The following is a 21863-nucleotide window of genomic DNA, read 5'->3' on the forward strand; positions in this document are numbered from 1 at the left end:
AAGCTCCTTATCTGTTCGCTCGACTTGCATGTATTAGGCACGCCGCCAGCGTTCATCCTGAGCCAGGATCAAACTCTCCATAAAAATATGATGTTTGATTAGCTCATAAAATACTAATTTGTGTTATCAATAACACGTTGTTTTGATTCAACATTTAATGTTGAAATCGGAATTAACGTTGACATATTGCAATTCAGTTTTCAATGTTCATTGATGTGTTACAAGAATTAATTGTAACATTAAGTTTTTGTTAAGTCAATAATGAATTTTTATTTGTTATTATTAAGTTTGTTTCGTTTGTTAACTCAACATTTAATATTGTATAACCATTCAATAATTTTAACAAGTGTCAAATTTACACTTTGTATTATTTTTGGTTGGTTTGTTTTTTTAAGTCATCTTGTTTTGACGACTTTTATATAATATCAAGATTAATCTCACACGTCAATTCAATTCTAATAACTTTTTAGTTAAATTTTACCTTTGTAATAACTAATTATTTATTATATGTATTTATATGTTAAAACGTATAATAATATTTGTATTTTGTGTCTATTCCTTCTATACATTGCAAACAAATATCATCTTATGTGTTTTTACTTTTATTAATCTATATTTATCTCTTAGTAATACAAAGTGCCGCATTTATAAAATGATTATAAATGCGGCACTTTGAATCTTAATAACTTTTATATTTGTTCAATTGTAATTACTGCTGTAATTTTTCTTTATCTTTACATTCTTTACATAGACCATAAATTTCCATACGATGATGCGTTACATCAAAATTCGTTACGTGTTGAGCTAATTGTTCAACTTCATCTAGTTGTGGATAATGAAAATCTACAATCTTTCCACAATTTTCACATATAACATGGTAATGATTATGTGTATTAAAATCGAAGCGACTTGAAGCATCTCCATAAGGCAATTCTTTAACGATGCCAATTCCTTTAAATACACGTAAATTATTATATATCGTTGCAACACTTATATTTGGAAAATCGGGTGAAAGTGCTTGATAAATCTCATCAGCAGTGGGATGTGTTTCAGAGACAATTAAAAACTTCAATATCGCCTGTCTTTGTGGGGTTATTCTTATCCCATTATCTCTTAAAGACGCAATCGAATCTTCTAATTGATGTTCAACTGTTTCCATCTCTGCACTCATGTCCCTCACCATCTTTCTATTTAATAATTATTATTACTTAATATTAATATAACTGTTGCATCATTGAATTGTCAATAAACAAAGACCATTTCAATCAATATCCTGTTTTTGGATCAACTTCATTCTCAATTAAAGCATTCTTATTGAGAAAATGGTTGAGATTGCGTTTAAATATCTCAGTTACTTCTTGTTTATTTTCTATACCATTACCTGTGATATGTGCTGTAATTGTAATGTTATTTATATCATATAATTGATTACTTGGTTTAAGTGGCTCATTTTCAAACACATCTAAATAAGCTTGTCGTATGATGTTTTCTCTCATAACATTTGCTATTACATTTTCCTCAACTATTGTTCCTCTTCCTACATTAATAAATAAAGCAGAGTCTTTCATCTTTTCAAAATGTTCTTTTTGAAGTAAATGTATCGTTTGTTGCGTTTCAGGTAACGTATTTACAACAATATCCGCTTCTTCCAATGCTTGTGATAAATGATTAATAGTATAGGTTTTTGAGAAGCCATCTACTGGGTGACCAGTTGTATTCACACCTTGTACAATCATGTCCATCGCGTTCGCAATAGTTGCTGTTTTTTGAGCTATGCTTCCTGTTCCTAAAAATAAAAGCTTTTCACCGCTCACTCTGTTACCAGTTAACTTTGAGTCATAATTTTTATTTGTTTGATTAATAAATGAAACTTTCATTTTCTTATAGTCATCTAATATAAAAGCCATAATAAATTCAGACATTTGTTTTGCATGAACACCACGGCCATTCGTCAACAATATATTATGATTATTGATATAATCTAAAGGAAGGTTATTCACACCGGTAGCATACCAAGCCAACCATTTTAAATTTGGACATTCCTTCAAGAAGTCTTCATCTAATTTACCATCATATCCAAACAGTATATCTAAATCTTTTTTATCATGGTCATTAATTTCAGAAACACCATGTGTAAATATAAAATTGACGTTTGGAAAAGCTTCAACTAAATCATTTTCCAACTCTCCCATTTTTTTTAAACTGACTGCCTTCATCTTTACTCACCCCAGTATTGCTTTTAATTCGTCCATTTGTGATTTTACTTTCACTTTTTCTATGACATCGATTATAATGCCCTCTTCATCTATAACGAACGTAGTTCTTACGATTCCCATAGTTTCTTTTCCAAAATTTTTCTTTAATTGGTATACACCCACTTCTGTGGATAATTGATAATCTTCATCGACCAATAAGTCAAAATTTAAATTATGCTTATTGCTAAAGTTTTGATGTTTTTTCTTTGTATCTCCGCTAATTCCGTAAACTTTTGTTTTAAGTTCATTAAAATATGATAAATTGTCTCTAAAATCACAGGCTTCTGTTGTGCATGTTGGCGTTTTATCTCTTGGATAAAAATAGAGCACTGCTTTATATCCTTTTAATGTGTCATTAGAAATAATATCACCATTTTGGTTTTCAAGTTTAAATTCTGGAAATTGATCTCCTTTTTTCAACAAATAACTCACCCTATTTCTTTTTACTAATAATTATATGATACGATAATAAACGAAAATATTAAATAAAAGAGGTTGATATTAATGAAATTTACAGAAAGTGAAAGACTTCAAAATTACTCAAATGAATATATATTGGGAGGCGTTAACTCACCCTCTCGTTCGTATAAAGCTGTAGGTGGTGGCGCTCCAGTAATGATGAAATCAGGACAAGGTGCTTATTTATTTGATGTAGATGGTAATAAATATATCGATTATTTACAAGCTTATGGCCCAATAATTACTGGTCATGCTCATCCTCATATAACTAAAGCTATTCAAGAACAAGCTGCACTTGGCGTATTATATGGAACGCCAACAGAGCTTGAAATAAATTTCGCTAAGAAATTACGTAGCGCTATCCCTTCATTAGAAAAGATTCGCTTCGTTAACTCTGGAACAGAAGCCGTAATGACAACAATACGAGTGGCACGTGCGTATACTAAAAGAAATAAGATAATTAAATTTTCTGGCCAATATCACGGTCACTCAGATTTAGTATTAGTTGCAGCTGGGAGTGGTCCTTCTCAATTAGGGTCACCTGACTCAGCCGGCGTTCCTCAAAGTGTAGCTCAAGAAGTCATCACGGTACCTTACAATGATATAGAGTCTTATAAAGAAGCAATTGATTATTGGGGAGATGATATTGCAGCAGTATTAGTCGAACCTATCGTTGGTAATTTTGGTATGGTCAAACCTAAATCTGGATTTTTAGAACAAGTAAATGAAATTACCCATAATAATGGAAGTTTAGTAATTTATGATGAGGTTATTACCGCATTTCGTTTCCATTTTGGCGGTGCCCAAGATTTATATCAAGTTTATCCAGATTTAACAGCTTTCGGTAAAATAGTAGGTGGCGGGCTACCTATTGGTGGTTATGGAGGCAAACAAGACATTATGGAACAAGTTGCTCCTCTAGGCCCTGCATATCAAGCTGGAACGATGGCTGGTAATCCATTATCTATGAAAGCAGGCATCGCATTATTAGAAGTATTGGAACAAGATGGTATCTACGAACATTTAGATAGCCTAGGTCAACAATTAGAAGATGGTTTGAATAAATTAATTCAAAAACATAATATAACTGCTACAGTCAATAGAGTTTATGGTGCATTAACACTTTATTTTACAAATGAAATTGTCACACATTATGATCAAGTTGAAAATTCAGATGGTGATGCTTTTGCACAATTCTTTAAACTCATGTTACATCAAGGCATTAATCTTGCTCCTTCAAAATTTGAAGCTTGGTTTTTAACAACTGAACATACTAAAGATGATATTGATAAAACATTAGAAGCTGTAGATTACGCTTTTAGTCAAATGAAATAAACTTGAATTTTATAGGGAATCGTTGTATAACAAGTATAAACATAATTTTATTAAATATATGAAGGAGCGGTACATTTGAAATTAGGAGCACGCATTCTGAAGACAGGTATAGCTATTATACTTGCTTTGTTTATCGCTTCTCTGTTCCCTGATGAAGCAGGATTAAAGGCAATCGCTGCTGTCAGTGCGGTAATCGCGATGCAACCAAGTGTTTTTCGTTCCATTAAAACAATTTCTGAAAGAGCAATTGGTAACCTGATCGGTGCTATACTCGCAGTAGTTATGGTTACTGTTTTTGGTAATAATCCAGTGATCATGGGGGTTACTGTTATATTATTAATTGCTATTTTATTCCGTTTTAACTTGGAGCATGTAGCTACACTTGCAAGTATAACTGCATTAATTATTATGGGAACACATACTGGTAACTTTTATATTTCTGCATTTTACAGATTTGTCCTTGTTATGGTAGGTGTAATTAGTTCTTCTGCAGTTAATCTTTTATTCTTACCCCCTAAATTCGAGTCTAAAATTTATTATAATTCATTAAACATTTGTTCAGATATCTTTGTATGGTTCAAACTTGTGTTAAATGATACATCTGAATATCATCATATAAAAGAAGATAGAGGACTAATCAGCAAACGAATTACGAAATTAGAGCAAATATTTGAATACTATGAGGAAGAACGACCTTGGACGAAAAAACAAATTTATGCACAAAATAGAAAAAAAATTCTATTTAAACAAGTCGTGCGTAGTACACGGCAAGCATACGATGTTTTAAAACGAATGAATCGTTATCAAAACGATCTTCATAATTTAAATAATGAGTTGTTACTTCAAATAAAATTAGAAATAGATTTGCTCATTGCTTATCACGAACAAATTTTCATCAGTATTTCAAAAAAAGCGCGATATGATATAAGTCATTTTGATAGTCAGATTGAAAACCCACAAAAAAAGGATTTAATGGATGCTTTCCAACGAGAAATCATTAAAGATCCATACCAAACAACATATTCGTTTACAAATATAATGCAGATTATTTCAGCTATTGAAGAATATCGTTATACTATAGAACATTTGGATCGCTTAGTTATCAGTTTCTTCTCATATCACTCTAATGATAGTGAAATTGAAATTGAAGAAGAAGATTTTGATTTATAAAACCATCAATATTTGAACTAAAAAGACCAGAGACAATATAAAATGTCTCTGGTCTTTTTAGATCTTTTATTCAATTTAAAATTATTCTTACACATTAACTGCACTTAAACAATCAAAATTCAGCAAATCGCTTTTATAGATTTTGAATGCTATAAAGATGTTCATAAGCACCTTTTTTCGCTAGTAATTCTTGATGTGTCCCGCTTTCTACTACCTCACCATTTTCTATAACAACAATCTTATCTGCATGAGTAATTGTAGATAATCTATGTGCCACAATTAACGTTGTACGATCTTTACTTAAAATATTTAATGCATCCTGAATTATAGATTCACTTTCTAAATCTAATGCACTTGTTGCTTCATCTAGTATAATTATCGGTGGATTATTTAAGAAAATCCGCGCGATAGATATGCGTTGTTTCTGACCTCCAGAAAGTTTGACGCCTCTTTCACCCACTTCTGTATCATATCCATCTGTTAATTCCATAATGAAATCATGTGCGTTTGCCATTTTTGCAGCTGCAATGACTTCTTCATCTGTTGCATCGGGTCTACCTAATAAAATATTTTCTTTAATTGTATCTGAGAATAGTACGTTATCTTGTTGGACTAATCCGATTTGATGTCTGAGACTACCCGTTAAATAGGATTTTATATTGGTACCATCAATTTTGATTTCGCCATCTGTAACATCATAAAATCTTGGTATAAGATTGATAAGTGTCGATTTACCTCCACCACTCATACCGACAAATGCTACTGTTTCTCCTTGTTCAATATCCAAATTAATATGGTTTAATATCGTAGATTCATCTGCATTATATTGAAAACTCACATTATTTATTTCAATACGTCCTTCTTTAATTTCTAACGGTAAGGCACCTTTTTTATTTTTAATATCATAACCTTCATCCATTAGCTGGAACACACGGTCCATTGAAGCAAAACTTTGAGTTAACGTAGTAAATGAAGAAACCAATCTACGTAATGGACCAAATAATTGCTCAAGATAACCCACGAATGCAGCGAGTGTACCTACTGTAATGGAACCGTTGATAGCTAATACTGCACCAGAACCTATTACAATTAAAGGGCCTAAATCCGTCACTGTATTAATTGCAGAAAACGAATAAGCATTCCATCTTGTATGTGTAAATGCGCGTTGTAAGAAATTACTATTATGCTTATCAAAGTTAACCGCTTCGTTATCTTCTATCGCAAAACTTTTAATGACTGACATGCCCTGTACTCGTTCATGTAAAAAACCTTGAACTTCAGCCAAAGCTTGTGATCTTTTTCGTGTTAAATTTCTTAAACGTCCAAAGAAGAAATAGACAGTCAGAATATAAACTGGGAATACAATAATTGCAGCCAGTGTTAATTTCACATCTAATACAAACATAATTGATAAGGCTATGATGATTGTTATGCAATCAAGCCAAATATTCATAAGTCCTGTTAAAATGAAATCTTTTGTCTGTTCAACATCATTAATTACTCTTGAAATAACTTGCCCAGCTTGGTTATTAGCATAAAATCTTGCACTTAGTGCTTGTAAATGATTATATAGACGTTTACGAATATCATATAATATTTTATTACTTGTCCACTGAGCTAAATATTGTCTTAAAAATTCTATAGGTGGTCTTACGATTACAAAAATAAATAAGGCTATTCCTAACGCAATTCCCAATCTAGTAAATTTTTCTTCTACCGAAATTGCACCATTATTGATAATGTCATCAATAACGTATTTAATTAATAACGGAATGAGCATTGGAATACCAAATTTTAATATACCTACAAGAATTGTGGCAATGATCCGCCATTTATATGGTTTTACGAATTGTATATATCTGCGAATCATACAAACTATACCTCCTTGCTTATTTCAGCAAATGAAACAGCCTTCGCTGAAATTCAACGAGGCTGTTAATACAATTATCTACAATCAGATGATTTAGTTAAGCATTTGCTATGAATTTTTATTCTATACAATTAACTTGTATCATATATACCTACATAACTATATCGAATATAACTATCAAATACATTAAATATGCTTAATAATCTCTAATTTTTTTGAATCTTTCACGCCAAACTTTAATAAAGTCTGGTGCAAATGGACCTTTTTTCTGTTCAATCCATTGTTGAAGAATATCTACATTTCTTCGTAAAATCACATCAATATCAGATGAATAATTCATTTGGCGCATATGTTGCTCATATTCGTCCTCATCTAATAAATGATATTTACCATTGGGATAAACTTTAATATCTAAATCGTAATCTATATATTTTAGAGCTTCCTCATCACATACAAATGGTGAAGATAAATTACAATAATAATAAACACCATCTTCTCTAAACATACAAATAACATTAAACCAATATTCGGAATGGAAGTATACAATTGCAGGTTCTCTTGTAATCCATGTGCGATTATCACTTTCTGTTACCAATGTATGGTCATTACCACCAATGACAACATGATCCGTACCTTTTAAAATAGTTGTTTCAGACCAAACACGGTGTATATTTCCATCGTGTTTATAACTTTGAATTTTTATCGTCTGACCCTCTTTAGGTATGGACTCTTTAACCATGCTCCACACCACCTTTTCTGATTTCACATATTGAATTATAACATAATTAACGATGACAGAACGATCCTAAATATTTGTTAGCAAAAAATTATATATTTTTGACATACTTACTGGGAAGTTATATTCATCTTTATCATTAACACGCATCCACACCATGTTGTCGGTTAATGTAATATCTTGTTGTCTAACGTAACTTTGAGATAAATACACATCAATATCCCAAGTTAAATGTGTGAATTGATGTTTTAATGAATAAACAGGTTTAGTTTGAAATTGAATTTCTGTAGATAACTGTGTATTAATATTTTCATTACTTTCCGCTTCATACATAGGAAATTCCCACATATTATTCAAAAGTTTTTGAGTTCTTTTTTCAATTAATAAATCGCCATTTTCGTTACTCACGATATATACATTTTGTTTGATATGTTTTTTCTTCACTTTCGTAGTTTTTACAGGTAACTGTTCAACTGTTCCTTGTTCAAAAGCTTCACAATGTTCTTGGACAGGACAAAACATACATAACGCGTTTTTAGGTGTACAAATTAATGCACCTAGTTCCATCATAGCTTGGTTAAAAGTACCTGAATCTTCTTGTACATAAATTTCCAATTCTTTTTCAAATGCTTTTCTTGTGGTTTGTAATTTGGTATCACGATGATCATTGTTTAATCTTGACCAAACTCTAAACACGTTACCATCTACTGTTGCTAACGGAAGATTGAAAGCAATACTCATGACTGCTGCTTGCGTATATGGACCCACACCTTTAAGTTCTCCAAAGCGCTCAGGGTCATTGGGGACTTCACCATTATAATTCATTGCTACATCTTTTATCGCAGTATGAAAGTTACGTGCACGACTATAATAACCAAGCCCTTCCCAATATTTAAGCACTTCATCTTCATGTGCATTACTTAAATCCGTTATTGTTGGAAACCTATTTACAAATTTATGATAATAATCGATAACTGTCTTCACTTGGGTTTGTTGTAACATTACTTCACTCAACCAAATATAGTATGGATTTTTAGTTTCTCTCCAAGGCATTTGTCTCTGATTTTTCTCAAACCATTTTACGAGATTATTTTTAAATTGCGATTCATTATACATGTTATACATCTCTTTCTCTATGTGATTCTAAAACTTTTTTTCTTCATTTTAGTATGTTAATTTTATTATTTAGTATATTAGATTATAATAGAAATAATATTGAAATGAAATGAGAGGATACTTATGGATACAGGTACGCATATTGTCATGGGTATTGGATTAACCGCTTTGGCAACACAAGATCCTGCAATGACTGGCTCATTTGCAGCAACAGCAACTACTCTAATCATTGGTTCACTGATACCAGATGGTGATACAGTTTTAAAACTTAAAGATAATGCTACTTATATATCAAATCATAGAGGTATAACACATTCAATACCTTTTACGATTTTGTGGCCATTACTTATAACTTTATTTATTTTTACATTTTTCAAAAATATTGATGCTAGCCATATCTGGTTATGGGCTCAGCTTGCAGTTTTTCTTCATGTCTTTGTAGATATATTTAATTCTTATGGAACTCAGGCGCTCAGACCCATCACAAATAAATGGATTCAACTCAGTGTAATCAATACGTTTGATCCAATCATATTCATCCTTTGGTGTGTCGGCATTATACTTTGGGTATTGGGCTTACATCCTTACATTTCATTCTTTCCTATTTTTGCTATTCTTGTTGTTTATTATATTATTCGTTTTAGAATGCAAGCCATCATTAAACAACAAGCGCTTAAACAGATAAAGCAAGAACATAATCCTGTTAAAGTTTTTGTTGCGCCTACCATACGATTTATGGAATGGCGCGTAGCTATTCAAACAGAAAATCACGATTATGTTGGACGAAGTTATGGTAGAAACATCGTTTTCAGTGATAAATCAGAACGTCATTCTTTTCCTAGTAATGATTTAATGCAGTTTGTTGAAGATGATAAAAATATTAAAACTTTCCTTAACTTCTCATCTATTTATCGTTGGCAAGCTAGAAAATTAGATGATGATACGACAGAAATTAGATTGATTGATTTACGCTATCTCAAGAATGGACACTATTCATTTGTAGCAATCGCACATTTAGATGAGTTTATGAATATTGATCATTCTTATATTGGTTGGGTGTTTAGTGAAGATAAACTACAAAGAAAATTATTTGCTAAATGATATTTTATTGATAATAACAAAGGCTGGGACACATGATTGTGTCTCAGCCTTTAATATTATATTGAAGATACATAATTAAAATATAATATCACTATTTATGATTTGTGTTTGTATCTTGAGCAGTTACGTTTTCGTTATGATTTGTCTCGTTTTTTAATTTAGTATCAGACGTTTTTTCTACTTGGCCATTTCTAAATCTGAATTTTTGATACGCAGTCATTCGATACATAGCAAATATAACTGCACAAACTGTAGCCATTAAAAATATAAAATATAAATGGTACGGTATATTATTTAAACTTAATGCGCCTAAAACAACTGACTGTGAAATTCCCTCTATAAGATAAAACAGCGGATTTAACATTAAAATATGTGAAATTACAGTTGAATTACTGGACGGGATAAACACAATCGGTACGATAAAGAACATGATTACTGATAATATATAAAATATGATATTTACATTATTTTTGGTAATAGTCAGTAAACCAAATACCGTAGAGATAGTTACAACAAAAATAATTGACATAACGACAAAATATATTGTCGATGGGATAGAACTTTCTATGTTAACTGGTGTCATTATGATAATCATCATTAATGCAATAAACATCAATAAATTAGAAATAATAGCTATCATAATAGTTTGGAAAATGGGATTTAAATTAAAAACTTTCGCAGTAAAATACTCTTTTTTAAACAATTGATAACTTTGATAAATAGCTATCCAAATAAATGAAAAACTTATTAATGCTGCTAACCTAAAATAGCCACGTGCTTGTTTTATTTCTTCTGTACCATTCACATTAAATATAAACATTAACAAACATAATAATAGGATGCTACTAATAAATGGTATAACAAACCATTTCCATTGCCCCTTTAACCGATGATACAAATGTTTACTTAAAAATGGTGCATTCTTATAAAAATTAATTAGATTATCTATCATTTACTACACCTACAATTCAATATATATCCATTTATCATTTTTAAAATCTGCCATGAAATAACCATCACCTGATTTAGTAATCCAGAAGTTATTATCAATATTAAATTTATCTTTTAACTTCGCTTTATCTTTCATCGGAATTGTAAATCCAGAGAGTTTATTTTGATCATTAAATATCATAGCAATCGGTTGTTGAACGATAGGAACAATAAAACGATCATTTTTCCCTTCTTCTGGAACTAGCGAATCAGTCACAGTACCATGTTTTTTATGTAAGTGACTATTAAAAAATTCGTAATAATTACTGTAATTTTTACTCATAAATGGCGCGAGTGTATCACCACTATGTTCTTCAAATAAACCAGCTGGATCAAAATAACGTATATCTTTTTTACCAACTTTATAAGACTGATTATCGACACTAACGCGATAATTTTTAGTATTTTCACCTGTTATTGTAAGCAAAGCATATTTGCTTGGACTTAAATCTTTACCATTCTTAAAATTATCTAATTTAACTGAATCATCTAATACAATTCCGTATGATAGTTTATCTTCATAAGGATTTTTTGTTTGATTCTGAATAGAAGCCTGATCCTCGTTTTGTCCAATTTCAATTTTTCCAATATCATTAAACATTAGTACCGCTGTTAAAACCATCCCTAAGATACAAATAGTAATAAATGTCCAGAACCTGACTAATACAATCGGGGGTTTGACGTGATTATACCTTTCAATACGTTTGAAATTATATGTTAATTCTGGCGTACGTGCTCTGCTCTTTTTCCAATCCAAATCAAAGTTTTGTTTTTCTTCTTTACTTTCTAAAGATACTCTATCTTTCTCATGATCATTAAAGACAGGAATGACTTGGTTAATAGAACCTTCCATTCTAAGTTGGCCATGCGAAACCCATGCTATATAATTACTTGCTTTACTAACTCTTTCAATATTGTCATCTATCATAACAACAGTTAAATTATTATTTATGTATTCGTCTGATAGTTCAATTGCTTTTTCAAAATATTCCTCTGTTAAATTTTGCAGTATTTTATTAAAAATGATAATACTTGCTTTAGATGTTCTGGCAAGTGAAAAAAGTATACGTGCATATGTTTCATCTGATAATTCACATATAGGAGTATCACTTTGTTCTTCGACATGTGCATATTTTAAGATTTGTTCGACTTTATGCGTATTTACTTTGTATGGGAATAGCGTAACTGCATTTGATATGTAATCATTAACTGATATATTTTGTGAATATTTATCGTCTATATCTGCATAAAACAAATCTGTTTTACGCACAATTCTACCCTTATCAGGTTTGATTTCACCACTTAAAATCCGACCTACAAGAGATTTTGAAGACTCAGGTTCACCGATAATTCCAAGTGATTCACCTTGATAGATATGTAGGTTAATATTATTTAACTCTATGTTATCTGCACCATAACCAAAAGGTTGATACCACTTTTTTGATTTTTTATTTCTATAGTAATGTGTTACATTAAGTAACTTTAAAATAATTGAACTACCCATGCTATCTTCATCCTTCTACAGTTTTAATAATGCTAAGGGTAAACCTTCTTCTGGCTCTGAACTATTGATTCTGAATCCCCACGCAAATATTCCTTTAAGTCGCTCTACTTTAAAATAACTTCCAGTACCATCATTTAATTTATAAATTTTTCCAAGTTCTACTTCATTTCTATCTACTAAATAACTTTCCGCTATGATTGCTTTACTTGCATATACGTCATACTCATTATAAATGCCATTCATTTCTGCTTTGCGCATTTGTTCTTTATATCCTTGAATTTCATGACGTAATTCTATTTCGCTCATTTCACTCAATTTCTTCTGTTCCATCTTCAATACCACTCTCTTCTAGTTTAGCTTTTATTTTATCATATTGATAACCTTTTCTCATAAGTGTTTCAATTGTTTTATTGACCAATTTTCTACCTGTATATTTTTTTGAAGTTTTAATATACGCTTTTTCTAAATCATCTTGTAATAACATATCTAATGTTTCTTCTGATTGTGAAAAATCTAACTCTTCCATAACGATATTAATCGTTTCAAATGTGTAACCTTTTTGCATTAAAGATTGTTTCAGCTTTTCTTTACGCTTTATTTGTGGTCCCTTTTTTTGTTTCAATATTTTATTTGCTAATTTTATGACCTTATCTAAAGGTTGCTCATCATCATATAAAAGCGCATATTCGTCAATGATATTTTGTTCTATACCAGCTTCACGTAGTTTTTGTTTGAAAATTTCAGGCCCTTTATCTGTAGTTAAAATCATCGTATTTTTTAAACTATTAGCATAATCTTTATGATCTATTAAATTTTGTTTATGGCAATAATCTAATACATTTGCAATAACACTTTCTGAAATATCTTTTTTTGCCAGATGTTGTGATACTTCGTGATCAGTTCTTTTTCTGTATGATAAATATTGAATCGCTATATTAATTGCTTGTCTATATTGCTCATAATTTTGAATTTTTTCCATATCTGATGCTTCAACGATTTGTCCTTTTTTAAGGTTGAAATATACAAAAGTATCAATATCAATACCCATCTCAAATTCATCATCTAAATATAGATTAAAACGGTCTTTATTATTTTTTTGAACTTCTATTTTTGTGATTTTCGACATTATCTTCACTCCACTTATAAGAATAACTTATATTGATTATGAATGGAATTATAGTGATTTTTATTTGCAAACTACAACTTCACTATGATTATGTACAAATTATAACATGGTTTGTAGTATAATCCTTTCACGAAATAGCATACCTAATCTGCATATATCGATATATTTTATAGTGCTTTACATATTTAAAAATTCTCCTAACCTCAATTGCAGTTAACATATATTGTATCTTTTAAAATTTTTAATGATATTAAAAACTCCCTCCAAGTAATCATTTTTCACATGACTTCTTGGAAAGGAGTTTGTCATTGGCGACTCATTTTATACAACTATTAATACTTAGTGATATAACTTTAATCATACACCTAATTCTAATAATGCATTTTTGTATTGCTCATCTGTAATAAATTCTTGTTGTTTCATTTTTTCTAAATCAATTTTTACTCGATTTATAAAATTATCGGACATATCATCGATATTATAAACACTAGGTGCATTAATTTTACTTGCTAAAATCGCACTTTGCAAAACTGAAATTTGTGGTAACTCCTGATTATTTTTATCTGTCGTCACCCCGAAGTAATAATTTGCAGCTGATTCTACTGAGTAATTATCACTACCGTAATAAATGTTATTCATATAAAAACTGAGTATTTCATCTTTACTATATGATTTTTCAACACGATGAGCTACAAATAATTCCTTAACTTTACGCGTGATTGATTGTTCGTTATCATAAAAATAATTTTTCACTACCTGCTGTGTGATTGTACTTCCACCTTGTACACTTTTATCACTTAATGTTGAAAATAGTGCTCGTGATGTTCCCTTTATATCAAATCCATGATGCTTATAATAACGCTCATCTTCCATAGCTATAAATGCACCTTTAGTATAATCTGGCATGTTTGACACAGATACAAACGAATCTTTATTTTCTATTTTTTTTAATTCATCAACATCTGCACGAGTACTCAAAGCATACATTATAGCAATAAATATACCTAAAACAATTATAATTGGAATAAGTATTTTAAAGAAAAGCCCTTTTCCTTTTTTACGTTTTTGTGATTTTGTTACTGGTTGAAAATAAGTATTATATTGAGGTTCGTTTACAGTATCGGTTTGAGATTTTTTAGTTGTTTGCTTATAACGATCGCTTCTTTTCATGCGGTAGCTCCTTTATATTGCTCTCATATCATTATAAGTGAGTTTATCAATAGTTGGAATTTTTATCTATAGTAAATCATAAAAATCAGTCCAAGGGTGTATATGTATCTCCTATCAAGGCATTATAATAAGCGATTTAACCAAATCTATTTCCAAATCTCGCTTTAAATTTTAAAATTTCTATAACAAGCAAAAAGAAGTTGCCTCTATTTTATAATGAACCACTTTTGTATCATAAAAGTAAATTCATCAAATTAGAGACAACCTCTTTTTTTAAAATATCAATGATTCAATTAGCGTTTAATTCCTTAAGCGTTTAATTGATCTACAATTGCTTTATTAAAGTCATCTAAATCATCAGGTGTACGACTAGTTACAATATTATTATCAACGACTACTGATTCATCAACTACTTGTGCACCTGCATTCGCTAAATCTTTACGAACATTTAATACTGCAGTTAATGTTCTACCTGATAAGTCATCAGTATCTATTAAAATTTGTGGTCCATGGCAAATTGCAAACGTTGGAACATCATTTTTGGTAAAGTATTTAGCAAATGTACCGTATCTGCCTTCAGAATCACCACGTAGATGATCAGGTGAGAAACCACCTGGAATTAATAATCCATCATAATCTTCTGGTTTTGCATCAGCAATACTTACGTCCACAGAAACTTTTTCACCATGTTTCCCAACAACTTCACTATTGGCTTCATCACCAATAACAACAGTTTCGTGTCCAGCTTCTTCAATTGCTTCTTTAGGACTTGTTAATTCTACATCTTCAAATTCATTAGTTACAATAATTGCTACTTTTTTAGCCATGAATTATCACCTTTCCATATTTATGTTATATACTCTGTATAGACGAAACTAGCGTTTTTTAAACATAAAAACTTTTAATACCCCGAAATTTAATCTGATGATTTCGAAACTGATTTAACTTTTTCTTCTAATTGATCTAATAAACCAATCCATTCATCTATGTCTTCTACTTTAACTTCGTTAGGGTTTACATGATCGATATCATTCATAAATTTTTCTAGTCTCTTTTTTATTTGATCTATTGTTTGATTGTCATCCATTTTATTAGTAACTCCTTTTTTTCAGATATTATTATACTAACATGGATTTGACAAATTTTGCCAAAGTCTTAATAATTATAAACTGAAATAATTTAACTAAATTAGAATAATTTCTATATGTTTAACCATTTCATATATTTAAACCTAAACCAAGCTTTAATAAAAGGATGTTTAAAATGACATATCAAAAATCTTTATTGTCTAGTATTAAAAAACCTATTTCTATATTTAATGATCCATGGGAAACCTATAATGATATTCAAGAACATAATGCATTAACTTTGAGTAACATTGAATTCACCACGACAAATCTATGCAATATGCGCTGTAGTCATTGCACGGTAGGATACACTCTTCAAACTGCAGACCCTTCCCCTTTGCCAATGGACTTAATTTATCGCCGTTTGGATGAAATCCCAAATTTAAAAACGATGTCAATCACTGGTGGTGAACCTATGTTTTCAAAGAAATCCATTAAAAATGTTGTGAAACCACTATTGAAATACGCATATGATCGCGGAATTTATGTTCAAATGAATTCAAACTTAACGTTACCTATCGACAGATATTTAGATATAGCTGAATATATTGATGTAATGCATATTTCACATAATTGGGGAACAATTGATGAATTTACAGAAGTTGGATTTGGAGCAATGGAAAAACAACCACCACTGAAAGCGAAATTACGACTTTATGATCAAATGTTATCAAACGCTCGAACACTTTCTGAACAAGGTATGTTCATTTCTGCTGAAACAATGTTAAACAAAAGTACAAGGCCCTATTTGAATAAAATACATAATGAAATTGTTAATGATATGAAATGTCAAAGACATGAAATTCATCCGATGTATCCTTCTGACTTTGCTAGTCAATTAGAAGTGCTATCATTAACTGAAATAAAAGAAGCAATTCATCATTTATTAGATATTCGACACCCAGATATATGGATGCTTTTTGGAACATTGCCTATTTACCCATGTATAACCAATGAAGATGATCAAGCATTGTTACATAGATTAAGAAATTCCAAAAATATTACGATGCGAAATGACCCAGATGGTAGAAATAGGTTAAACGTGAATGTGTTTTCTGGAAACATTATAGTGACTGATTTTGGTGATGAAAATGGCGCTTTATCAAATATTAAAAATGATAAACTCACGGATGTTTTTAATGCATGGTTAAAGACACCTTTAGCACAATCACTTAACTGCCATTGTCCTAAATTTAATTGCTTAGGACCAAATGTTCTAGTAAAAAATATGTATTACCCTGATACAAATTTCAAACAAAATGAAATAGATATGCATCGCTTGTATCCTATGCATTAATCGTATCTACTGAGCTTAAAGTTTCAATTAACAAGGGAATGTCTATTTTTCGAATATGATGAATATCCATAATCAAAACCAGGATTTCAATCACCATATTCGGAATAGACATTCCCTAACTTTATTCTATATGTTGCACACTGGCTAAAAACTCAATTGTTTCTTTACTTTCTTGTCTTCTTTCTTTACGGCGTTTAACCCTCGCTAATGCTGTTTCGTGAAACCAGTTTTCAGTTTTTGTTTCTGGATACACTTGTGGCACATGTGTTGGCTTGCCATCATTATCCAGGGCAACAAATGTCAAAAAACTTAGTGCTGCTAGGTGCCTTTCATCTTTCAAAACATCCTCAATTGTAATTTGTACGCATACTTCCATTGATGATGTACCTGCATATGACACCATTGCTTCATATGACACTATATCCCCGGTTTTGATTGGCTTTAAAAAATCAACAGAATCTGTAGATGCTGTAACAACTTGTGTGTTACTATGCTTCATTGCTGTAATAGCTGCTATTTCATCAATGTTAGCCATCAACATTCCGCCGAACATCGTATGATGATGATTAGTATCTTGTGGAAATACTTGTCTTGCTTTAACACTTCTAGATTCAGACATCGATTTCATTTTTGTAGTTCCCATAATATATTCCTTCCCTTTTTTAAACTTAAACAAATATAAATTAGGAGTGGGACAGAAATCTAATTTTATTAAAAAGATTTCGACGTCCCACCCCGATAATGATGACTATAGTTGAAATAAGTATATCATGATCAAATTTTTCTACATTTTCAAATGATTAGTTAGCCCAATTACCATTTTCAAAAATCAGTTCTTGCTCACCACTTGTAGTGATACCATAAATCGTTAAATCAGAACTACCAATCATAAAATCGACATGAATCAGTGAATCATTTAATCCATGTGCTAATTTTTCTTCAGTGGTCATTGTTGTGCCACCCTCAATATTAAATCCATAAGCTGAACCTAATGCAATATGACATGAGGCATTTTCATCAAATAAAGTGTTGTAAAAAATTGTGTTACGATTTGAAATTGGTGAATCATCTGGTACTAAAGCAACCTCACCTAAATGTTTGGCACCTTCGTCTGTATTTAATAAATCACGTAGCACTTCTTCACCTTGTTCAGCTTTAAAATCTACTACCTCACCATCTTTAAACGTAAGTGTAAAACCATCAATAATATTACCGTTATGGCTTAATGGCAATTTATTGGTCACATATCCATTCACTTCCAAACGATGCGGTGCTGTGAATACTTCTTCTGTTGGGATATTAGCAACAAATGCTTGACCTTCCTCTGTATAACTTGTTGCATCTTCCCAAATATGACCTTCTGGAAGACCAATTTCCAAATCAGTTCCTTCAGAAATATAATGTAATGACTTATAGTTTTTACGTTGCAGTTTATCTGCATGCTTACTTAAATTAGCAATATGCTTTTCCCAATTTGCCACTGGATCGTTTCCGTCTACACGTACAATATCTAGCACTTCATCAATAAATTTTTCATATGCTTCTTCTACAGTTAATTCTGGATATACACGTGCTGCCCAAGCTTTAGACGGAAAGGCAGCTACACACCAAGGAAATTGATTTTTCTGACTTGCTTCCATATAACCTTTATATGCTGTAGCGTATTGTCTTTGGAAAGTGGCTAATTTATCACTTTCTATACCATTTAATAGGTCTGGATCCTGAGTAATTAGTGCGAGATTAGCTGCACCACGGTTAACATAATCCATACGTTTAGCAACTTCGTAAGCTTTAACTTCATTATTTTCAAAATGATCAACTGTTTCATTTTCAAATTTAAGTCGTGCTAAGCGATCATCACTATACTCTACTTTCACATCTGAAGCACCTCTTTTATATGCTGCTTCAACTATGTAATGCGTTAATTCTAAAGCATCTACGCTTGAACGGATAAATACTGGTTGACCTTCTTGTACGTTCATGCCAATGCCAGCTAATAATTCAGCGTACTGTTTCAATTTATGTTGTAATTGCCCCATAATTAAACTCTCCCTTATTTACGAATTTGTCCAAGTGCATCTGCAATTGCCGAAGCTTCACTTGGCGTAAATGAGGCTTTGGACGTTACATAATCATATACCTCTTTTACTTCTTGTTCATCAGCAGATTTATATTTTTCGGGATCGATTAAACTTTGATTTACTAGATTTAAACGATCACGAATTTCTTCAATCATTTCTTCGTTATTTTTAGTCACTACTCTCACCTCTTTTTACTTTATTTTATCAAATTTGCTAACCTTGTAAAACTTTTATCACAATTCCTCTTTAGAAATGATTAATAAACCATTAAAATGGGAAATAGGATTATATAATTTGGAGGTCAATATATGATTACAGTTGCTTTTGTTTGTCTTGGAAATATTTGTCGCTCACCTATGGCAGAAGCTATAATGCGACAAAGGTTAAAAGATAGAAGTATCGATGGTATAGAAGTCACTTCAAGAGGTACAGGTAAATGGAATCTTGGACAATCACCTCATGAAGGGACACAAAAAATATTATCTGAACACAATATTCCATTTAATGGTATGATTAGTGAACTATTTGAATCTAACGACGACTTTGATTATATTATTGCTATGGATCAAAGCAACGTTGATGATATTCAAAATATTAATCCAAATATTAAAGGAAAATTATTTAAATTGTTAGAATTCAGTGATATGACAGAAACTGATGTACCAGATCCTTATTACACAAATAATTTCGAAGGCGTGTATAAAATGGTACAATCATCTTGTGATAATTTAATTGATTTTATTATTAAAGATGCTAATTTAAGAGAGGGGTAACAACATCATGCAAAACAAATTAATTCCAGGTATATTATTAGGTGCTGTAATAGGAGGCGCAGCAACACTTGCTGACAAATCTACACGCCAATCATTAAAACAATCAATTAAAGATATTAAAGAAGGTAATCGTTCACAAAAACCTTCAGCAATTTCTAATATAAAAGATGAAGTCTCATATTGGAAAGATGCAATAGAAGAAATTAGACGCAATAATCCAGAGTTAGAGCGTTCCTTAAAAGATGCAAAAGACACATTTGTTGAACGTAAAAATAATCGCTTGAAAAATTAAATAAATAATATCGTGACTAATGAATATAAAAAACGTTTAGTCACTTCATAATGATAGTTTGAAGTGTAGCGTCATAGATGACTTGCGCATAATATAACTTAGTCATCCAAGCGGGGGTGGGAATTGGAAATCTACTTTATAAGTTTTGATTTCTTTCCTACCCTCCTTTATTTTTGATTTGTTATAAGATATTTTATTTTTCAAAAGTTACTTTATTTCAAAAGAATATGGCAACACATATTTACCTTTAATGCATTTTACAGTATATTAAACTGTATACGTAAAATATCAATACATAAGGAGATTTGATATGTCTAAAAATGAAAAAACATCTTCTAATTTTCTGAATGAAACTAAAGAAATGGAAGATCAAAAGAACAAAAAAGATAAGAACGAACAAATTGAACGTGATCGTATATACATAACACCAAATGAATTTAAATCGAAATCGCCAAAAAAAGACAATCAAGAATTTTTTGTATCACGTATCAATAAGCCTGCAAAATATACTAAAGATTCAAATTTTTTCTCTTATTTAGTATATAGAATAGGAAAAGACGATGCATCAGGATTATCAGCACAACTATCCTATTATTTTATGTTATCACTATTTCCTATGTTACTTTTCTTGTTATCTATTGTGCCGTACCTCGGTATTAAACAAAGTTCGATTAGAAGCATGATTAAGGAACATGTGCCACCAGATTACGCACCACAAGTATCATCTATTATCGGCGATATTATGAGCAATGCAAGTGGCGGTATTTTATCTGTAGGGTTAATCTTAGCGTTATGGTCTGCTTCTAATGGTATGACCGCCTTGATGAATTCTTTTAATGTGGCTTATGACGTAGAAGATAGCAGAAATTTTATTGTTTCTAAATTATTAAGTGTAGTGTTTACACTGGCATTAATTATTGTCTTACCACTAGCAATTGTACTGCCTACATTTGGTGAACAAATCGGGTCATTGCTATTTGGACCTTTAGGCTTAGGTGATCAAGTTAAATGGATTTTCAATTTAGTTAGATTTGCACTACCTGTTATTGTAGTACTTATAGCATTTATAGTACTTTATACGTTAGCACCAAATGTTAAAATTAAAATGCTTTCGGTTATACCCGGAGCTATTTTTGCAACTATCGTATTTTTAGGCGGCTCTTATTTATTTGGTATTTATATTTCAAACTTTGCTAATTATTCTAAAACATATGGTAGTATTGCCGGTATTATTATATTAATGTTATGGCTTTATATCACTGGTTTTATCATCATTATTGGTGCTGAAATCAATGCAATTATGCATCAAAGAAAAGTAGTTGCAGGTAAAACACCAGAAGAAATTACAATTGATCAAATTGAAGAAGAAAAAAATAACGGAGTAGATTAAGCGACAGAATCTTTCTTCGAATATAAATTTAAAAAAGCTAAAACCTAGGCACACATTATTGTATCTCTGCT

At 30.9% G+C, this 21863-nt stretch carries 23 protein-coding genes and 1 rRNA gene; 7 read left to right on the top strand and 17 right to left on the bottom strand.

Features of this window, described 5'->3' with window-relative positions; genetic code table 11:
* The 4 genes from FYJ81_RS11630 to FYJ81_RS11645 form a co-directional block, all read right to left on the bottom strand.
* Positions 1 to 84 (bottom strand): 16S ribosomal RNA (locus tag FYJ81_RS11630); the annotation flags it as partial.
* 625 nt (positions 85 to 709) lie between these two features.
* Positions 710 to 1171, bottom strand: coding sequence for a peroxide-responsive transcriptional repressor PerR (gene perR, locus FYJ81_RS11635; protein WP_019469639.1), 462 nt, complete (start codon positions 1169 to 1171; stop codon positions 710 to 712).
* A gap of 94 nt (positions 1172 to 1265) precedes the next feature.
* A complete protein-coding gene (locus FYJ81_RS11640; RefSeq protein ID WP_107386635.1) occupies positions 1266 to 2216 on the bottom strand; it encodes an NAD(P)-dependent oxidoreductase in 951 nt (316 codons plus the stop codon).
* 6 nt (positions 2217 to 2222) lie between these two features.
* Positions 2223 to 2678: a peroxiredoxin gene (locus tag FYJ81_RS11645; RefSeq protein WP_154409673.1), complete on the bottom strand. Its 456-nt coding sequence runs from the start codon at positions 2676 to 2678 to the stop codon at positions 2223 to 2225.
* Between the two features lie 81 nt (positions 2679 to 2759).
* On the opposite strand from FYJ81_RS11645, the gene FYJ81_RS11650 reads away from it, so the two are divergent.
* Both FYJ81_RS11650 and FYJ81_RS11655 read left to right on the top strand, forming a co-directional pair.
* Entirely contained in the window at positions 2760 to 4049 is a 1290-nt protein-coding gene (locus FYJ81_RS11650) for a glutamate-1-semialdehyde 2,1-aminomutase (RefSeq protein WP_107386634.1), read from the top strand.
* 75 nt (positions 4050 to 4124) lie between these two features.
* Complete coding sequence (locus FYJ81_RS11655; RefSeq protein ID WP_064264309.1) at positions 4125 to 5219, top strand: FUSC family protein; 1095 nt, start codon at positions 4125 to 4127, stop codon at positions 5217 to 5219.
* A 133-nt stretch (positions 5220 to 5352) separates the two neighbouring features.
* Here FYJ81_RS11655 and FYJ81_RS11660 read toward each other — a convergent pair whose 3' ends face one another.
* The 3 genes from FYJ81_RS11660 to mutY form a co-directional block, all read right to left on the bottom strand.
* Positions 5353 to 7089 carry an ABC transporter ATP-binding protein gene (locus tag FYJ81_RS11660; RefSeq protein ID WP_064264307.1) on the bottom strand — a complete coding sequence of 579 codons (1737 nt, stop codon included), beginning with the start codon at positions 7087 to 7089 and terminating at the stop codon, positions 5353 to 5355.
* A 196-nt stretch (positions 7090 to 7285) separates the two neighbouring features.
* Complete coding sequence (gene ntdP, locus FYJ81_RS11665; RefSeq protein ID WP_019469633.1) at positions 7286 to 7828, bottom strand: nucleoside tri-diphosphate phosphatase; 543 nt, start codon at positions 7826 to 7828, stop codon at positions 7286 to 7288.
* 66 nt (positions 7829 to 7894) lie between these two features.
* Positions 7895 to 8941 carry an A/G-specific adenine glycosylase gene (gene mutY / locus FYJ81_RS11670; RefSeq protein ID WP_107384526.1) on the bottom strand — a complete coding sequence of 349 codons (1047 nt, stop codon included), beginning with the start codon at positions 8939 to 8941 and terminating at the stop codon, positions 7895 to 7897.
* A gap of 123 nt (positions 8942 to 9064) precedes the next feature.
* Between mutY and FYJ81_RS11675 the strand changes: the two genes are divergently transcribed.
* On the top strand, positions 9065 to 10042 hold the full coding sequence (locus tag FYJ81_RS11675; protein WP_107386313.1) for a metal-dependent hydrolase: 978 nt from the start codon (positions 9065 to 9067) through the stop codon (positions 10040 to 10042).
* A gap of 91 nt (positions 10043 to 10133) precedes the next feature.
* Here the strand turns inward: FYJ81_RS11675 and FYJ81_RS11680 are convergent, their stop codons facing one another.
* From FYJ81_RS11680 to FYJ81_RS11710, 7 genes are all read right to left on the bottom strand, one after another.
* Positions 10134 to 10994: a sugar ABC transporter permease gene (locus FYJ81_RS11680; protein WP_154409674.1), complete on the bottom strand. Its 861-nt coding sequence runs from the start codon at positions 10992 to 10994 to the stop codon at positions 10134 to 10136.
* Positions 10995 to 11003: 9 nt separating this feature from the next.
* Positions 11004 to 12536: an ATP-binding cassette domain-containing protein gene (locus FYJ81_RS11685; RefSeq protein WP_154409675.1), complete on the bottom strand. Its 1533-nt coding sequence runs from the start codon at positions 12534 to 12536 to the stop codon at positions 11004 to 11006.
* Positions 12537 to 12551: 15 nt separating this feature from the next.
* Positions 12552 to 12866 carry a YfhH family protein gene (locus FYJ81_RS11690; protein WP_064264297.1) on the bottom strand — a complete coding sequence of 105 codons (315 nt, stop codon included), beginning with the start codon at positions 12864 to 12866 and terminating at the stop codon, positions 12552 to 12554.
* A complete protein-coding gene (recX, locus tag FYJ81_RS11695) occupies positions 12844 to 13662 on the bottom strand; it encodes a recombination regulator RecX (protein WP_107386310.1) in 819 nt (272 codons plus the stop codon). Before recX ends, FYJ81_RS11690 begins: the two co-directional genes overlap by 23 nt.
* A gap of 357 nt (positions 13663 to 14019) precedes the next feature.
* A complete protein-coding gene (sgtB, locus tag FYJ81_RS11700; protein ID WP_107386309.1) occupies positions 14020 to 14832 on the bottom strand; it encodes a monofunctional peptidoglycan glycosyltransferase SgtB in 813 nt (270 codons plus the stop codon).
* Positions 14833 to 15140: 308 nt separating this feature from the next.
* Positions 15141 to 15659 carry a type 1 glutamine amidotransferase domain-containing protein gene (locus FYJ81_RS11705; RefSeq protein WP_019469625.1) on the bottom strand — a complete coding sequence of 173 codons (519 nt, stop codon included), beginning with the start codon at positions 15657 to 15659 and terminating at the stop codon, positions 15141 to 15143.
* Positions 15660 to 15748: 89 nt separating this feature from the next.
* The gene (locus tag FYJ81_RS11710; protein WP_019469624.1) at positions 15749 to 15919 is read right to left on the bottom strand and encodes an SE1561 family protein; all 171 of its coding nucleotides are present in this window, start codon (positions 15917 to 15919) and stop codon (positions 15749 to 15751) included.
* A 176-nt stretch (positions 15920 to 16095) separates the two neighbouring features.
* Between FYJ81_RS11710 and yfkAB the strand changes: the two genes are divergently transcribed.
* Positions 16096 to 17256: a radical SAM/CxCxxxxC motif protein YfkAB gene (gene yfkAB, locus FYJ81_RS11715; protein ID WP_154409676.1), complete on the top strand. Its 1161-nt coding sequence runs from the start codon at positions 16096 to 16098 to the stop codon at positions 17254 to 17256.
* A gap of 121 nt (positions 17257 to 17377) precedes the next feature.
* Here yfkAB and FYJ81_RS11720 read toward each other — a convergent pair whose 3' ends face one another.
* The 3 genes from FYJ81_RS11720 to FYJ81_RS11730 form a co-directional block, all read right to left on the bottom strand.
* On the bottom strand, positions 17378 to 17899 hold the full coding sequence (locus FYJ81_RS11720; protein WP_064264286.1) for an acyl-CoA thioesterase: 522 nt from the start codon (positions 17897 to 17899) through the stop codon (positions 17378 to 17380).
* 157 nt (positions 17900 to 18056) lie between these two features.
* Positions 18057 to 19295 (bottom strand): aminopeptidase, encoded by a 1239-nt coding sequence (locus tag FYJ81_RS11725; protein WP_107386307.1) that lies wholly within the window; start codon positions 19293 to 19295, stop codon positions 18057 to 18059.
* Between the two features lie 14 nt (positions 19296 to 19309).
* The gene (locus FYJ81_RS11730) at positions 19310 to 19513 is read right to left on the bottom strand and encodes a DUF1128 family protein (RefSeq protein ID WP_064264282.1); all 204 of its coding nucleotides are present in this window, start codon (positions 19511 to 19513) and stop codon (positions 19310 to 19312) included.
* A 132-nt stretch (positions 19514 to 19645) separates the two neighbouring features.
* Here FYJ81_RS11730 and FYJ81_RS11735 point away from each other — a divergent pair, with 132 nt between their 5' ends.
* The 3 genes from FYJ81_RS11735 (at position 19646) to FYJ81_RS11745 (ending at position 21792) form a co-directional block, all read left to right on the top strand.
* The gene (locus FYJ81_RS11735; protein WP_064264281.1) at positions 19646 to 20110 is read left to right on the top strand and encodes a low molecular weight protein-tyrosine-phosphatase; all 465 of its coding nucleotides are present in this window, start codon (positions 19646 to 19648) and stop codon (positions 20108 to 20110) included.
* Positions 20111 to 20117: 7 nt separating this feature from the next.
* A complete protein-coding gene (locus FYJ81_RS11740; protein ID WP_019469618.1) occupies positions 20118 to 20402 on the top strand; it encodes a YtxH domain-containing protein in 285 nt (94 codons plus the stop codon).
* Positions 20403 to 20712: 310 nt separating this feature from the next.
* Positions 20713 to 21792: a YihY/virulence factor BrkB family protein gene (locus FYJ81_RS11745; protein ID WP_064264279.1), complete on the top strand. Its 1080-nt coding sequence runs from the start codon at positions 20713 to 20715 to the stop codon at positions 21790 to 21792.
* Positions 21793 to 21863 lie beyond the last annotated feature (71 nt).

The sequence above is a fragment of the Staphylococcus sp. McC-251-APC-3A2 genome, from assembly GCF_009695665.1.
Classification (GTDB): domain Bacteria; phylum Bacillota; class Bacilli; order Staphylococcales; family Staphylococcaceae; genus Staphylococcus; species Staphylococcus cohnii.

Coding starts and splice junctions, on each gene's coding strand:
- sgtB (WP_107386309.1), bottom strand. CDS start 14,832: ATGAAAAGAAGCGATCGTTATAAGCAAACAACTAAAAAATCTCAAACC.
- ntdP (WP_019469633.1), bottom strand. CDS start 7,828: ATGGTTAAAGAGTCCATACCTAAAGAGGGTCAGACGATAAAAATTCAA.
- FYJ81_RS11705 (WP_019469625.1), bottom strand. CDS start 15,659: ATGGCTAAAAAAGTAGCAATTATTGTAACTAATGAATTTGAAGATGTA.
- recX (WP_107386310.1), bottom strand. CDS start 13,662: ATGTCGAAAATCACAAAAATAGAAGTTCAAAAAAATAATAAAGACCGT.
- FYJ81_RS11740 (WP_019469618.1), top strand. CDS start 20,118: ATGCAAAACAAATTAATTCCAGGTATATTATTAGGTGCTGTAATAGGA.
- FYJ81_RS11675 (WP_107386313.1), top strand. CDS start 9,065: ATGGATACAGGTACGCATATTGTCATGGGTATTGGATTAACCGCTTTG.
- FYJ81_RS11710 (WP_019469624.1), bottom strand. CDS start 15,919: ATGGATGACAATCAAACAATAGATCAAATAAAAAAGAGACTAGAAAAA.
- FYJ81_RS11690 (WP_064264297.1), bottom strand. CDS start 12,866: ATGGAACAGAAGAAATTGAGTGAAATGAGCGAAATAGAATTACGTCAT.
- FYJ81_RS11745 (WP_064264279.1), top strand. CDS start 20,713: ATGTCTAAAAATGAAAAAACATCTTCTAATTTTCTGAATGAAACTAAA.
- FYJ81_RS11735 (WP_064264281.1), top strand. CDS start 19,646: ATGATTACAGTTGCTTTTGTTTGTCTTGGAAATATTTGTCGCTCACCT.
- FYJ81_RS11650 (WP_107386634.1), top strand. CDS start 2,760: ATGAAATTTACAGAAAGTGAAAGACTTCAAAATTACTCAAATGAATAT.
- FYJ81_RS11680 (WP_154409674.1), bottom strand. CDS start 10,994: ATGATAGATAATCTAATTAATTTTTATAAGAATGCACCATTTTTAAGT.
- FYJ81_RS11725 (WP_107386307.1), bottom strand. CDS start 19,295: ATGGGGCAATTACAACATAAATTGAAACAGTACGCTGAATTATTAGCT.
- mutY (WP_107384526.1), bottom strand. CDS start 8,941: ATGTATAATGAATCGCAATTTAAAAATAATCTCGTAAAATGGTTTGAG.
- perR (WP_019469639.1), bottom strand. CDS start 1,171: ATGAGTGCAGAGATGGAAACAGTTGAACATCAATTAGAAGATTCGATT.
- FYJ81_RS11640 (WP_107386635.1), bottom strand. CDS start 2,216: ATGAAGGCAGTCAGTTTAAAAAAAATGGGAGAGTTGGAAAATGATTTA.
- yfkAB (WP_154409676.1), top strand. CDS start 16,096: ATGACATATCAAAAATCTTTATTGTCTAGTATTAAAAAACCTATTTCT.
- FYJ81_RS11660 (WP_064264307.1), bottom strand. CDS start 7,089: ATGATTCGCAGATATATACAATTCGTAAAACCATATAAATGGCGGATC.
- FYJ81_RS11685 (WP_154409675.1), bottom strand. CDS start 12,536: ATGGGTAGTTCAATTATTTTAAAGTTACTTAATGTAACACATTACTAT.
- FYJ81_RS11720 (WP_064264286.1), bottom strand. CDS start 17,899: ATGGGAACTACAAAAATGAAATCGATGTCTGAATCTAGAAGTGTTAAA.